Source organism: Caballeronia sp. dw_276 (genome assembly GCF_018449635.1).
Classification (GTDB): domain Bacteria; phylum Pseudomonadota; class Gammaproteobacteria; order Burkholderiales; family Burkholderiaceae; genus Caballeronia.
In genome coordinates this window covers 346,783-360,955 of the sequence record NZ_JAAVUV010000003.1, presented here as the reverse complement: position 1 = coordinate 360,955, position 14,173 = coordinate 346,783, and the positions used below count along the sequence as shown (strand labels likewise).

Sequence of the window (14,173 nt, the reverse complement as noted above, 5' to 3'; positions counted from 1 at the left end):
CAAAACAGCGAGTCGATTATGGTGCGAGTCGGTAATAGCGTCAATTTCCGGCGTGCGGTGAATAGCGTAGGTTCTGCACAATGATCATTTCCATCGAACACGGCCCATGACTGAATTAGAAACTGCTTCGGTCGTTTTTTTCTTCCTGCTGGCGGCGGCTGGCGCTGGTGTTGTCATACGCCCGTTGTTGCCCGAAGAGCACAAGGCGTTCGAAACGGTGCAATTGCTGAAATTGGTGATCGGCATGCTCGTCACGTTCGCGGCGCTGGTGCTGGGCTTGCTGACGGCATCGGCGAAAACCTTGTTCGATACCACCAACAACGACATCCGCACTTACGCCTCCGCGCTGATCCAGCTCGACAACAGTTTGCGCCAGTACGGCCCCGACGCCGATACCCCTCGTCAGATCTTGCGCACCTATACGGCGGCCGCGATTGCAACAACGTGGGCGCAGGAACCGCCGCCTCCCGGCGATTACTTCCCGAAAACCCTCGCACCCGAACCAAGCGCTGATCACCTCGACAGCCGCGAACTGGGAAGTCTTCTGGAGCGAGCACAGCATGAAGTGCGGGAACTGCAACCGCGTGACGCCTACCATCAAAAAATGGATAACGAGGCGCTGCTGCGGTTCGACGATCTCATCCAGCAACGATGGAAAATCGTCCAGGAGGCGCGCGGTTCGATATCGACACCGTTCGACCGCATCCTTGTCTTCTGGCTGCTCGTCATTTTCCTGTGCTTCGGGCTGATCGCGCCGCGCAACGCGCTGGCGTTCGTGATCATCACGCTCGGCGCGCTATCCATAGCGTCCGCGGTCCTCGTGATCCTTGATCTCGATACGCCATTTACCGGTTCCATACTCGTGCCCAGTCAGCCCATGCGTGACGCGCTCGCGTATTTGAGCCGCTGACGTCCGCCAACTATTGCAACTACATGCCCTCGACCCCCTCGACCCCCTCGACCCTTTACACCGATCCACGCCTCGTTGCGCTTTACGACACGCTGAACCCTCCCGCCGCCGATACCGCCTTCTACCTCGCGCTCGCCGCGAGCCGCGACCGCGTGATCGATCTGGGTTGCGGCACAGGCTTGCTCACGTGTGAGCTCGCAGCGCTGGGCGCACGCGTGATCGGCATCGATCCGGCGAACGCCATGCTGCAGGTCGCGCGTAAGCGGCCGCATGCAGAGCGCGTGGACTGGATCGAAGGGGACGCGGGCGCGCTCGCCATATTGCCGCCAGCCGATCTCGTGCTGATGACGGGACATGTGGCGCAGGTTTTTATCGATGACAGCGCTTTTCTCGCAACGCTGAAGGCCGCCCGGCACGCGCTGCGTACCGGCGGCGAACTATCCTTCGAGTGCCGCAATCCGGCGGCGCGCGCATGGGATGCGTGGACGCCCTTGCGCTCGCACAGAAAAATCGCGGTGGAAGGGATTGGCGAAGTGGAAGTGTGGCTCGCCGATGCCGTCGAAAGCCCGCAATCGGTCGTTCGCTTCACGACGCATTTCAAATTCCAGGCTTCCGGGAACGAGCTGATTTCGGCGAGCGAACTACGATTTCGCAGCCAGGACGAACTGACTGCGCTGCTGAATCAAGCTGGTTTCAGCAGCCTGACCTGGTTTGGCGATTGGGATGGGACGGGGGTATCGGCAGGCAGCCGCGAACTGATTGTGATCGCGCGATAAAGCGCGACCGGTCCAGGCGTTCAGAACTCGACCGCCACAAAGTCTTCCTTGCCCACGTCGCACAGCGGGCAGCGCCATGTATCAGGGATATCGGCGAAGCGTGTTCCGGCCGCGATACCGTCTTCCGGCAAGCCATCTTCTTCGTTGTAGATCCAGCCGCAAATCAGACAAACCCAGCTTTTATATTCTAAAACTTCACTCACGACAGACTCTTTCTTCTCGTTCAACAGAAAATAGCAAATTTAGTGCGGGCCAAATATTACGATCCCGCCCGACTACCATTGCTACCGGCGAACCGAATGTTACCGGAATGTCGAAATCCGCTCTTCGCAAGGGGAGATCCGACGCGTAATAAACGGTATTTCGCGCCCGCCGCGATGGAAGTCATGCGACATGCGTTTCTTTCGCGAGGTCGGTGTATCCTCTGCCGGGCGGATTTTGTGCACTTCCGCGAGGGCCTTTCGCCAACGGGTTTGAGCGATGCCATCGCGCGCTGCACGCAGCCGTTTTGGCGGCCGGGATTGTTCATCGGCAGCCGCACTCTTCTTGGGAGCAAAAAAATGACGTTCAAGAAACTGTTGTCGGGATTGGTGTTGTCGAGCATGTTCCTCATGACCGCCGCGGCGCATGCCGAAGCGCGCGTCTTTTTTGTAGAGCCGAAAGACGGCGCGACCGTGACAAGCCCGGGGCACGTGGTGTTCGGCCTGGAAGGCATGGGGCTCGCGCCGGCAGGCGATCTCGATCCCAATAAAGGCCATCACCACCTGTTGATCGATGCCGGCCCCATGCAAAAGGGTCTCGTCATCCCGGCTAACGACAAGTCGTTGCATTTCGGCAAGGCCCAGACCGAAGCGGACGTGAAGCTGCCTCCCGGCGACCACACGCTGACGCTTCAATTCGGCGATGGCGCCCACCAGTCGTTCGGTCCGGAAATGAGCCAGACGATCAAGATCCACGTGAAGTAATACCGTCGAAAATGCGGCGCGGCGGATGTCACAAAGATGTCCGCCGAAATCTCAAAAATGGCGCCGGCCGCATCGTCTAGTTGTAACCAGGCAGGTCCCTTTATTAGGCCTGATGGCAGAGGGGCCCGGGCGCACCGGCCAAGACCGGTACAATGGCCGCTTCCAGTATTTGCACTTTTCCGGCTGCCTCCCATGTCGCTTTATTCCATTTCCGACGCGCAACTCGCGTTCGGCCACGTCGCGTTGCTCGATCACGCCGACTTTTCACTCGAAGCGGGCGAACGCGTCGGGCTTATCGGGCGTAACGGCGCGGGCAAGTCGTCGCTGCTGAAGATCATCGCCGGATTGGCGAAGCCGGACGACGGCCTGGTCACGCGCCAGAACGAGCTCACGACCGTCTATGTGCCGCAGGAGCCCGAGTTCGACCTCGAGGCGTCGGTGTTCGACGTCGTCGCGTCGGGCCTGTCGCACGCGCGGCAATTGCTCGATGACTACGACGCCGTTGCGCACCAGCTCGCCGATGCACCGCACGAAGGTCCGGAGCACGACGCGCTGATGTCGCGCATGAACGCGCTGCAATCGTCACTCGACACAACCGATGCGTGGAACTGGCAGACCCGCGTTGCGACCACGCTGCAGCAGATCGGCCTGGATGGCGACGTTCGTTCCGGCGCGCTTTCGGGCGGCATGAAAAAGCGTGTCGCGCTCGCGCGGGCGCTGGTCGTTCAGCCGGACGTACTGCTGCTCGACGAACCGACCAACCACCTCGATTTCGAAGGGATTCGCTGGCTCGAAGAGTTGCTGGTCACGCTGCGTACGGGCCTGCTGTTCATCACCCACGACCGGGCGTTTCTGGACAAGGTTGCAACGCGTATTGTCGATCTGGATCGTGGACGTTTGCTTTCGTATCCGGGCAATTACACCGCGTACCAGACGCGCAAGGCGCAGCAGCTTGAAATCGAACAGGTCGAAGCGGCCAAGTTCGACAAGCTGCTGGCGCAGGAAGAAGTATGGATTCGCAAGGGCGTGGAGGCGCGGCGTACGCGCAGCGTCGGGCGGATTGCGCGGCTGGTTGAAATGCGTAACGAACGTGCCGAACGGCGCAACGTGCAGGGCAATGTAAAGCTCGACGTCGGGCAAGGCGAACGCTCGGGCAAGATCGTGTCGGAACTGACGGATGTGACGAAGAAGTACGGCGACAGAACCATCGTCGATAACTTCACGGCCACCGTCATGCGCGGCGACAAATTCGGTTTCATCGGCCCGAACGGTGCGGGCAAGACCACGCTGCTCAAGATGATTCTCGGCGAACTCGCGCCGGACAGCGGCACGGTGCGCACCGGCACGAATACGCAAGTCGCGTATTTCGACCAGATGCGCGCGCAGCTCGACCTCGATAAAACCCTCGCCGACACCATCAGCCCCGGCAGCGAATGGGTCGAAGTGAACGGCGTGAAGAAACACGTGATGAGCTATCTCGGCGACTTCCTGTTTGCGCCCGAGCGCGCGCGTTCGCCCGTGCGGTCGCTTTCGGGCGGCGAGCGCAACCGGCTGCTGCTGGCGCGCCTGTTTGCCCGGCCGGCGAACGTGCTGGTGCTGGACGAGCCGACCAACGACCTCGATATCCAGACACTCGAGCTGCTGGAAGAGCTGCTCACTGATTACGACGGCACGGTTCTTCTGGTGAGCCACGACCGGCAATTCCTCGATAACGTGGTGACGTCTGTGTTTGCATCGGAAGGCGGGGGCAAGTGGCGCGAGTACGTCGGCGGCTTCACCGACTGGCAGATCCAGAGCGACCGTTCTGAAAAAATAGCGGCAGACGCCGCCCGCGATACCGCCAAGCAAGCGAAAAAGGACGACGGCCCGAAGGACAGCGGCGCGGGACGCAATTCACAGCGATCCAACAAGCTTCCGTACAAGGAAGTTCGCGAACTGGAAGCGTTGCCGGCGCAAATCGCGGCGCTCGAAGCGGAGCAAAAGTCCATCGCGGCAAAGCTGGAAGACGGTTCCGTTTTCGCGAAAGATCCGAAGGAAGGCACGCGATTGAGCGAACGGCACGCGGTGATCGATGAAGAACTGCTGGTCGCGCTCGAACGCTGGGAAGAACTCGAAGCAAAGCGCAAGTAAGGCTATCTTCGGTGCCACGCCGTTCGCTGTATCGAAAAGTTTGTCGAAATCAGTAAAATACGTCGCGTTTTCGGGCGCGCTGGCTTTAAGGCCGCAGGTTGGCTGCAAGCTGGCGTTCGCCGTCGCGGTTTCAGGTTATCGACGCTCAAATCGGTGCCCCGGCCGGGGCCACACCTGGCCGGCCGCACCGGATTGGCCCGTACTGTTCACGCATTCGCCGGTCGTCCCCCCCGGACTGCCGGACCACCGTCCAGACATGTCCACGAAAAAACCCAGCGCCGCCGACGGCGGCAAGAACAGCGGATACAGCGAAGCATCGATCAAGGTGCTGAAGGGGCTCGAGCCGGTCAAGCAACGGCCCGGCATGTACACCCGCACGGAAAATCCGCTGCACATCATTCAGGAAGTCATCGATAACGCCTCGGACGAGGCGCTCGGCGGCTATGGCAAGCAGATCACGGTGACGCTGCATGCGGACCATTCGGTGTCCGTCGAAGACGACGGGCGCGGCATTCCCTATGGCCTGCATCCGGAGGAAGGCGTGCCGGTCGTCGAGATCGTGTTCACGCGCCTGCATGCGGGCGGCAAGTTCGACAAGGCCGCCGGCGGCGCGTACACGTTCTCGGGCGGCTTGCATGGCGTGGGTGTATCGGTAACGAACGCGCTTTCCACGCGGCTCGACGTAACTGTCTGGCGCGACGGAAAGGTGGCGGAACTGGGTTTCGCCAACGGCGACGTTGTAAAGCCGCTCGAAACCCGCGCGATGAATCGCGGCGAGAAGAGGTCCGGCACGCGCGTCACCGCCTGGGCCAATTCCAAGTATTTCGATTCGCCGAACCTGCCTGTGGCCGAGTTGCAGCGCCTCTTGCGCTCCAAGGCCGTATTGCTGCCGGGCGTGGAAGTCACGCTCATCAACGAAAAAACCGGCGAACGCCAGACCTGGAAGTACGAGGACGGCCTGCGTGGCTACCTGCTCGAAGGTATGGGCGGCAGCGACCTGCTGATCCCGTTGTTCGAAGGCGAGCGTTTCGCGGGCAACGCGAAGTCGAGCGAAGAGACGTTTGCCGAAGGCGAAGGTGCGAGCTGGGTCGTCGCGTGGAGCGAAGAAGGGCCGTTGCTGCGCGAGTCGTACGTCAACTTGATCCCCACGCCCGCCGGCGGCACGCACGAATCCGGCCTGCGCGACGGCTTGTTCCAGGCGGTCAAGAGCTTTGTCGAGTTGCATAACCTGCAGCCCAAGGGCGTCAAGCTGCTCGCGGAAGACGTGTTCGCGCGGGTGTCGTTCGTGCTGTCGGCGAAGGTGCTCGATCCGCAGTTCCAGGGGCAGATCAAGGAACGTCTGAACAGTCGCGACGCCGTGAAACTCGTGTCGTCGTTTTCGCGGCCGGCGCTTGAATTGTGGCTGAACCAGCACGTCGAATACGGCAAGAAGCTCGCGGAACTGGTGATCCGTCAGGCTCAGGCGCGCACGCGGGCGGGGCAGAAGGTCGAGAAGCGCAAGAGCTCGGGTGTGGCGGTGCTGCCCGGCAAGCTGACCGATTGCGAATCCACCGACATCTCGCGCAACGAGCTCTTCCTCGTGGAGGGTGACTCGGCGGGTGGTTCGGCAAAGATGGGCCGCGACAAGGAATTCCAGGCCATCCTGCCGTTGCGCGGCAAGGTGCTGAACACGTGGGAAACCGAGCGCGACAGGCTGTTCGCCAACAACGAAGTGCACGACATCGCGGTGGCGATCGGCGTGGATCCGCATAGCCCGGATAGCCTCGACAACAAGGCGGATCTTTCGAACCTGCGTTACGGCAAGATCTGCATCCTGTCGGACGCGGACGTGGACGGCTCGCACATCCAGGTTCTCCTGCTCACGCTGTTCTTCAAACATTTCCCGCAACTGATCGAGCAGGGCAACGTGTGCATTGCGCGGCCGCCGCTCTTTCGTGTCGACGCCCCCGCTCGCGGCAAGAAGCCGGCGCAGAAACTCTATGCCCTCGATGAAGGCGAACTCGAAGCCATCCTGGACAAACTCAGGAAGGACGGCGTGCGCGAAACGCAATGGTCGATCAGCCGCTTCAAGGGCCTGGGCGAAATGAGCGCTGAGCAGCTCTGGGACACGACCATGAACCCCGACACGCGCCGTTTGCTGCCGGTCCAGCTCGGCGACCTGGGCTTCGACAACACGGTCACGCGCATGACCATGCTGATGGGCAAGGGCGAAGCCGCATCGCGACGTAGCTGGCTGGAAGAGAAGGGCAACGAAGTCGAAGCGGATATCTGAGCTGCCGCGAGTCTGCCCCTGAACCTCGTCAACGCATAACACTGGAAATTCGATGGACGATCTCTTCGCGGAACAAGAAGCCGCGCCCGATGGCGAAAAACTGACGCTTGGCGATTACGCCGAGCGCGCGTATCTCGACTACGCGGTGAGCGTGGTCAAAGGCCGTGCGTTGCCCGATGTCAGCGACGGCCAGAAGCCCGTGCAGCGCCGCATCCTGTTCGCCATGAACGAGATGGGCCTGGCAAACACGGCCAAGCCGGTGAAGTCGGCCCGCGTGGTGGGCGACGTGCTCGGTAAATACCATCCGCACGGCGATCAGTCGGCCTATGACGCGCTGGTGCGTCTCGCGCAGGCCTTCTCGATGCGTTATCCGCTTATCGACGGCCAGGGCAACTTCGGTTCGCGCGACGGCGATGGCGCGGCGGCCATGCGGTACACGGAAGCGCGCCTCACGCCCATCGCCAAGTTGCTGCTCGATGAAATCGACATGGGCACCGTCGACTTCATGCCGAATTACGACGGCTCGTTCCAGGAGCCGAAGCTCCTGCCCGCACGCCTGCCGTTCGCGCTTCTGAATGGCGCGTCGGGGATCGCGGTGGGTCTCGCGACGGAAATTCCATCGCACAATTTGCGCGAAGTCGCGGCCGCCGCGGTCGCGATGATCCGCAATCCGAAGATCGAACACGCCGAGTTGATGGACATGGTTCCGGGCCCGGATTTTCCGGGCGGCGGGCAGATCATTTCCAGCCCGGCGGAAATCGCGGCGGCCTATGAAACCGGCCGCGGCAGCCTGAAAGTGCGTGCGCGCTGGAAGATCGAGGAGATGGCGCGTGGTCAGTGGCAACTCGTGATTACCGAATTGCCGCCGAGTACTTCGGGCCAGAAGGTGCTCGAGGAAATCGAGGAACTGACAAACCCGAAAATCAAGCTCGGCAAGAAGGCGTTGAGCCCCGATCAATTGCAGACCAAGCAGACCATGCTTGCGCTGCTTGATACAGTTCGCGACGAATCGGGCCGCGACGCACCCGTGCGCCTTGTGTTCGAGCCGAAGTCGAGCCGCATCGACCAGACGGAGTTCGTGCATTCGCTGCTCGCGCATACGAGCCTTGAATCGAACTCATCCATCAATTTGGTCATGATCAGCGCCGACGGCCGGCCGCGTCAGAAGGGTCTTCGCGAAATCCTGCACGAGTGGATCGGTTTCCGTTTCACGACGGTCACGCGGCGCACGCAGCATCGGCTTGGCAAGGTGAACGACCGCATCCATATTCTCGAAGGACGAATGATCGTCTTCCTGAATATCGATGAAGTGATCCGCGTGATTCGTGAAGCCGACGATCCCAAGGAAGCGCTGATGGAGCGGTTCAAGCTCAGCGAGCGCCAGGCCGACGACATTCTCGAAATCCGGTTGCGGCAACTCGCGCGGCTCGAGGCAATCAAGATCGAGCAGGAATTGAAGGATCTGCGCAGCGAGAAGGAAAAGCTCGAAGAATTGCTGAACAGCGACGCCGCCATGAAGCGCCTGCTGATCAAGGAAATCGAAGGCGATGCCAAGACGTATGGCGACGATCGCCGCACGCTGATCCAGGCGGAAAAACGCGCGACGTTCGAAGCGCGCGTGGTCGATGATCCGGTCACGGTCGTGGTATCGCAGAAGGGCTGGGTGCGCGCGTTGAAGGGTCACGGGCTCGACCCGGCGAGCTTCCAGTTCAAGGCGGGCGATGGCATTTATGGCACGTTCCTCGCGCGCACGCCGGACGTATTGGTCGCGTGGGGCAGCAACGGGCGCGTGTATTCCGTGCCGGTTGCCATGTTGCCGGGCGGCCGCGGCGACGGCGTGCCGGTGACGTCGTTGATCGAGCTGGAGTCGGGAACGCATCTGCTGCATTACTTCGCGGCTTCGGCGGATCAGCCGTTGCTGCTGGCATCGAGCAACGGTTTTGGTTTCATGGCCAAGCTTGGCGACATGGTCAGCCGCGTGAAGGCGGGCAAGTCGTTCATGACCATCGACGAAGGCGCTGCTCCGCTGATACCCATGCCTGTGCTGGCGGGCGCCACGCACGTCGCGTGCTTGACGAGCAATGGGCGCCTGCTGGTGTTCGGTATCGATGAAATGAAAACGCTTTCGGGCGGCGGTCGTGGCGTGATCCTGGTCGCGCTGGAACCAAAGGAAACATTGCGGCAGGCCCTGGCCATCGACAAGCGCGGGATCGTGTTGACGGGCGCGGGACGCGGCGGCAAGGTGCGCGACGAAAAGCTGAGCTCGGCAGCGCTCGAGGCCTATGTCGGCAAGCGTGCGCGCAAGGGCCGTGCGCCGGATGTCACCATCAAGGTGACTGATCTGCGTCCGGTTCTCGAGGGCTGAAACCCAGCGTTCGTCTGAAATGCCCGGGGGTATTCGACCCGGGCATTTCTTTATCTTGAAAAATACTTGAACTGGTTTCATTCGAGCGAGTCGAATGCCCGAATGTCGCATTCAGCGGCAGATAAACCTGCAATCAGGAACCCGGATGAACAAGGCAATTGAAGTGGCGCTGTTCCTGCATTTATTGGGAGTAGCGGTCTGGATTGGCGGAATGATATTCGCGCATTTTTGCCTGCGGCCGGCAATCGCGGATTTATCGCCGCAATTGCGTTTGCCTCTGTGGGAATCCGTATTTGCCCGGTTCTTCAACTGGGTCGCGGCATCGGTGCTCGTGATCCTGCTGACCGGTGGATTTCTGTTGTCACAGTTCGGCGGCGGACATGCGCCCTGGCCGTTGCATGCAATGGCCGGCATCGGCATTGTGATGATGTTGATATTCGGGCATATCCGCTTCGGCGTATTCCCAAAGATCCGTCGTGCGGTTCAATCGCAGAACTGGCCCGATGGCGCGCGCTCCGTCGGCACCATTCGCCGTCTCGTGCTGATCAATATTGTGCTGGGAGTCGTGACTATCGGCACGGCGGTTTTATCGCGCGGACTATAGCGCGCTGCTGCTTTATAAACGAAAGATCGAAGCATTTCACTCCTTGTTTTACTGCTTCATTACCCATCGCCAACGCGTTCTCGACAGACTAAAGTGCTGAGTCGATTCGTTTTGGAAACGGGTAATGAGCGCTTCGAAAAGATCAAAGAGACAGCCCGGCGGTTCGGTATCCTGGGTAAAAAAAGAGCATCGCTGGATCGGCCTGCCAATAACAATATTGGCTTTCGCCAATCTCGCTGTCGATACCGCGAATGCCACTGATCTGGCTGGTTCCCAAACCGGCTACTCGCTGAATCCGGCTGACAATCCGTTCACCGTAGTTCCGGATGCGGTTATCGATACAACCGCGCAAGGCAGCGTCGCGATCTTCGGAAAATCGGATAACGCAATTACGTGGACGCTGACCAATAACGGCGTTGTTGTTGGCGGCTATTTCGCCGTCGAATTCGACAGCCCTGTATCGATCCTGAATAACGGTTCTGTGCGCAGCAACACCACGACCGGAATTGCGTTGTACAGCGGCGGCGATATCGTCAATGCCGCCGGCGCGTCGATCCTGGGTCATCTTGACGCCGTCTACGCCAATCGCTCGACCAGCACCGTGACCAACGCGGGTACGATCAGCGGCTCGGCGGAGGACCTGTCAAGCACGCAGTCGGGCGTTCACTTGCCGAGCGGCGGCACCGTGACAAATCTCGTCACGGGGACGATCGTTGGGTATGGTCCCGCCATTCTTTCCAATTCGGCGACAACGGTTTTCAACGACGGACTGATCATTTCGCTGAACGGCACGGCAATCGACCTGAGCGCGGCCGCAACGGGTAGCGCAGCCGGGACCGGCAGCTTCGTTTCGAATAGCGGCAGCATCAACGGGACGGGCGGCACGGCAATCCTGTTCGGACCAAATGACGACGCGCTACGGCTGACGGGTACAGCGACCATTCTCGGCGTCGTCGATGCGGGCGCTGGAACGAACACGCTGATTCTCGGCGGCACGAACGACGGCAGCTTCGACATATCGGCCTTGGGTGCATCGGCGCAATATCGCGGCTTCACGATCTTGCGCAAGGATGATCCGGGCACCTGGACTTTCACCGGCGCAAATGGCGGCGGGCAGACGTGGCTCATCGATGGCGGCGGCGTTGCAGTGGCCGGGCAGTTGAGCGGCAGCCTCATCGCCCAAGCCGGCGTCACGGGTGTTGACATAGAAGTGTTGCCGGGCGGATCGGTCGCGGCGAGCGCGGGGAACGCGGTATCGGTGAATGACAAAAGCCGGGTCGTCAACCGCGGTTCGATTTCGAGCAGCGCCGACGGCGTGGCCGCGGTGCTCGCAACCGGCGATGCTACAAGCGTGGAGAACGCGGGCTCCATTGCGTCGCAAGGGGCGAAATCTGTCGGCGTTCTAATCGTTTCTCCTGCGGGCGCGGCGAGCCTGACGAACGAGCGGGGCGGATCGATCACGAGCGCGGCCGGGGATGCGGTCAAAGCTTCGGTTCAGTCCGGCGCGAGCGTTTCGATCATCAATGCGGGATCGATCGCGGGAAGCGCGGACAACGGAAGCGGTGTTCTGATCGATGCAACTTCCGGTACCGCAAGCCTCGCGAATCAGCAAGGCGCATCGATCAAAGGCGCGTCCGGAGTTCTGGCGCCGGGCTCCGTGAATGTATCGATCACAAACGCGGGAACGATCGTGGCGGGTGGCATCGACGGAACCGGCGTCGCGATCGATGCACCCTCGGGCGTCGCTGTGCTGAGCAACGAGCGGGGCGGATCGATCACGAGCGTAGCGGGCGACGCGGTCAAGGCGGGCTCGAACGTATCGATCAGCAATGCGGGCGCGATCGAAGCAAGTGGCACAACCGGAGCAGGTGTTGCCATCGATGCCCCCTCGGGTCCCGCGAATCTCGTGAACAAGGCGGGCGGGTCGATCACGGCTGCGGGCGGCAACGCGGTGCAGGCGGGATCGAATGTGTCGATGATCAACGCGGGGCGCATCGCATCGAATGGGAACAATGGGGCCGGCGTTGCGATCAATGCGCCTACGGGTCAGACGAGCTTGCTCAACCAGCGCGGCGCATCCATCCACGGCGCCAATGGCGTTTTGGCAGTGGCCGGGACGGATGTTTCCATCGAGAACGCGGGGTCGATCGCGGCGCAAGGCGTGAACGGAACGGGCGTTTCCATCGATGCCCCCGGCGGTGTTGCGAGCCTGACGAACGAGCAGGGCGCATCGATTACCAGCGCGACGGGCGTCGCCGTCATCGCCGGATCGAATGTGTCGATCGTCAACGCAGGAACGATCATCGGCCAGTCCGCCGCCGTGCGTTTTACCGGGTCGAACAACCGCTTGACGCTCGGCAGCGGAAGCAACGTAACCGGCGATCTTGACGGCGGATTGGGTTCGTCGAATGCATTGACGTTGCAAGGCGCAGGCACGTTGGCGAGCCGGACATCGGGCTTTTCCACGCTGACCATGCAGGACGCCAACTGGACCTTGTCAGCTCCGGTATCGATAACCTCGGCCAGCACGATCAGCCACAGCACGCTGACGTTGACCGGCAACCTGACGAGTCCATCGGTCACCATCGCGCCCGATTCCACGCTCAATGGCACGGGCGCGCTGAAAGGCGCGGTTTCGATGCAAGGTGTCATCGCGCCGGGCGCACCGACCGTTGCGGCAATTGCGGGACTTCAGCGTTTATCGACGGGCACGCTTTCAGTTGCCGGCTCATATACGCAGGCTTCGGGAAGCCATTACGAGGCCGATATCACGCCGGACGGCCACGACCTGATCGCCGTCGCTGGAACAGCGGCGCTGCAAGGCGGTCTCGTGCGCGTGCGTCTGCGCGCGGCGTCCTTCACGCCCACCGACACGTACACCATCCTGTCCACGACCGCCGGTCTCACGGGTGTCTTCTCCGGCTTGGAGACGCGCAATCCGTTTGTCTCGGCATCGCTCTCCTACGATGCCAGCAACGCTTACCTTCACGTGCAGCGCGGCTTCCAGTTCGCCGGTGGCACCCCGAACCAGATCGCGGTCGAAGCGGCGCTCGATCATGGCGTGGCGGGCATCGGGTCGGGCGTTGCGCCAACGCGTGATTTTCTGTCGGTCGCAGGCGACTTGCTGAGCCTTGAAGGTTCATCGGCATATGCGGCGCTCGACCAGTTGAGCGCGGAAGCCTACGCCGCCTTCCCGAACGCGCACTTCGAAGCCGCGCGCCTTAGCATGAACGCAATCGATGACAGGCTGAACGCCGCGCGCTTCGCCGGCGAATGCGCGGCGGACGTTGCGACACCGTCGTCGGCCAATCCTGGGCGTGTGTGCTCGTGGATCAGCGTGCTCGGCAGCACCGGCAAGCTCGGCGGCTACGACACCTGGCTTGGCCAGCAAACGAGCATAGGCGGCGTGATATCGGGCATCGATTACAGGATCGTGCCGAAGGTCACCGTCGGCGCGGCGCTCGCCGCCATGCACGGCAATACTTCGACCAGTACGTTGCCCGTTCACGGCCAGTTCGATACCTACCAGGCAGCGCTGTACGGCAGTTATGTGCCGGGCGCGTACTGGCTGCAGGCATCGGCGGGATATGCGCGCAACAGTGACGACATGAAGCGCTCGATCTTCTTCACCGATACCCCGCGCACGGCGCTCGGCAGTGTCGGCGGGAACCAGTACTTCGCCACGCTCAGCAATGGCGTGGATATATCGATGGGAAAGATCGGCGTGGTGTCGCCGTTCGTAGCGCTTGAATTGCAGCGGGCAGAGACGCCGGCGTTCAACGAAAGCGGCGCCGATTCGGTGAACCTGGCCGTGTCGGCGAACACCGCAAACTCCATACGATCGTCATTGGGCGCGCGCTGGCGCAATCAATTGGAATTGCTTGGCCATGCATGGAGCCTCAATGGCGAACTGGCGTGGGTGCATCAGTACGGCGCGCGAACACAGGCGGTCAGCGCGAGTTTCGAAGGTGCGGCGAACAGCGCTTTTGCCGTGCACGGCAGCGGCGCGGCGCGCGACGCAATGCAGGCAGGAATAGGCGTGCGTGTTGCGCTGGGACGGCGAGTGCATGCCGGATTGCGCTACGACGGCGAGTTCGGCGGAGGCGGCCACACGCATGCGGGAAACGTGGGTTTGGACTACCGCTGGTGAA

Annotated in this window: 9 protein-coding genes; 8 read left to right on the top strand and 1 reads right to left on the bottom strand. The window is 61.5% G+C overall.

From position 1 onward, the window contains the following. The first annotated feature begins 106 nt into the window (after positions 1-106). Entirely contained in the window at positions 107-910 is an 804-nt protein-coding gene (locus HB633_RS07440; RefSeq protein ID WP_213777470.1) for a hypothetical protein, read from the top strand. 23 nt (positions 911-933) lie between these two features. Further along, on the top strand, positions 934-1,686 hold the full coding sequence (locus HB633_RS07435; protein ID WP_213777469.1) for a class I SAM-dependent methyltransferase: 753 nt from the start codon (positions 934-936) through the stop codon (positions 1,684-1,686). A gap of 20 nt (positions 1,687-1,706) precedes the next feature. Here HB633_RS07435 and HB633_RS07430 read toward each other — a convergent pair whose 3' ends face one another. After that, positions 1,707-1,889 (bottom strand): rubredoxin, encoded by a 183-nt coding sequence (locus HB633_RS07430; RefSeq protein ID WP_056352901.1) that lies wholly within the window; start codon positions 1,887-1,889, stop codon positions 1,707-1,709. Positions 1,890-2,246: 357 nt separating this feature from the next. Here HB633_RS07430 and HB633_RS07425 point away from each other — a divergent pair, with 357 nt between their 5' ends. The 6 genes from HB633_RS07425 (at position 2,247) to HB633_RS07400 (ending at position 14,172) form a co-directional block, all read left to right on the top strand. Then, complete coding sequence (locus HB633_RS07425) at positions 2,247-2,651, top strand: DUF4399 domain-containing protein (protein WP_213777468.1); 405 nt, start codon at positions 2,247-2,249, stop codon at positions 2,649-2,651. 192 nt (positions 2,652-2,843) lie between these two features. Beyond that, positions 2,844-4,781: an ATP-binding cassette domain-containing protein gene (locus HB633_RS07420; RefSeq protein WP_213777467.1), complete on the top strand. Its 1,938-nt coding sequence runs from the start codon at positions 2,844-2,846 to the stop codon at positions 4,779-4,781. Positions 4,782-5,037: 256 nt separating this feature from the next. After that, complete coding sequence (locus tag HB633_RS07415; protein ID WP_213777466.1) at positions 5,038-7,053, top strand: DNA topoisomerase IV subunit B; 2,016 nt, start codon at positions 5,038-5,040, stop codon at positions 7,051-7,053. Positions 7,054-7,105: 52 nt separating this feature from the next. Continuing rightward, complete coding sequence (gene parC / locus HB633_RS07410; RefSeq protein ID WP_213777465.1) at positions 7,106-9,418, top strand: DNA topoisomerase IV subunit A; 2,313 nt, start codon at positions 7,106-7,108, stop codon at positions 9,416-9,418. A 145-nt stretch (positions 9,419-9,563) separates the two neighbouring features. Next, positions 9,564-10,022: a CopD family protein gene (locus HB633_RS07405; protein WP_213777464.1), complete on the top strand. Its 459-nt coding sequence runs from the start codon at positions 9,564-9,566 to the stop codon at positions 10,020-10,022. Between the two features lie 217 nt (positions 10,023-10,239). Next, positions 10,240-14,172: an autotransporter outer membrane beta-barrel domain-containing protein gene (locus HB633_RS07400; protein ID WP_213777463.1), complete on the top strand. Its 3,933-nt coding sequence runs from the start codon at positions 10,240-10,242 to the stop codon at positions 14,170-14,172. Position 14,173 lies beyond the last annotated feature (1 nt).